Annotated in this window: 1 pseudogene; it reads right to left on the reverse strand. The window is 30.5% G+C overall.

The annotated features are described in order from the left end of the window. Positions 1-189 precede the first annotated feature (189 nt). Positions 190-635 (reverse strand): annotated as a pseudogene (locus L1S47_RS20515) (IS3 family transposase); the annotation flags it as partial. Positions 636-1,031 lie beyond the last annotated feature (396 nt).

Raw genomic sequence — 1,031 nt, forward strand, 5'->3', positions numbered from 1 at the left:
CCGCATTTTATAATCATTTATTATCTAGTTAATGAATTTTCTGTAATTTCTCCTATAAATCAATCCCTTATTATAAAGATAAAAAAATCGTCAAGGCGATTGTAAAGTGTACCCTTTGTCAAGAACATTAAAAAAAGTCTATAGCAATTTAAGAAGATGGTTTCTGTATTCAACATGAGTCATCTTTTTTTAATTCCATTGATATCTATATTGATTATAATAAGTCATATATTCATCAATCTCCTTTTTAAGTTCTTCAAGTGACTGGCACGCGTTTAAATTAGTTTCATCTTTGAAATGTCCAAAGAATAATTCCTGCGGGTCGTTATCCCAGTAGTTTCCTAGTCTAGACATAGATTTATTCTGTTTTACCTTATTTTAAAATATTGGTCTTGTATAATGTGCCCATTGATCAGAGTGAATAAAGAATCTTTATGTAATCTATGTTTTGCATTTATAAGATTGTCAGCGGAATGTTCTTTTGTAGTTTTCATTATTCTTCTATATGGATTTGCTTTTCTGATAGTACAAACAATGCTATATTTTTTCATAACCCTACAGATGCGTTTCAGATTATATACAATATGAAACTGACCCTCTAAGGTCATTTTGATTTGTTTAGCACCTTTTTTACGAATTTATTTTTAGATAGAATGCTTATTTCTTCAATAGTAAATGTATTCTTACTCATTTTGAATTCTCCTTATCTTGCTTTACTAAATTATACACAAAAATACCCTATGGGATAGAAACTTTTTTTATGTCTATCCTATAGGGTACACTTTATTATGAGCCGTCGATTTTTTTCTCGCATCTGCCTTTCCAAATGCATGTGAGGAAAGATTTATTTGACGCAAAACAAGTTTGCTAAATTATCCGTTAAATGCATAGCATGCATTTAACCTCTCCCACACAGTCTTTTGCACGACAAAAAAAAAACTAATTGGCGATTCCGCTCCGCCACTGGATAATTTTTAACGCAAAGCAAGTTTGCTAAATTATCCGTTAAATGCATAACATGCATTTAACCT

Source organism: Clostridium sp. YIM B02551 (assembly GCF_022324735.1).
Lineage (GTDB): Bacteria > Bacillota > Clostridia > Clostridiales > Clostridiaceae > Clostridium_T > Clostridium_T paridis.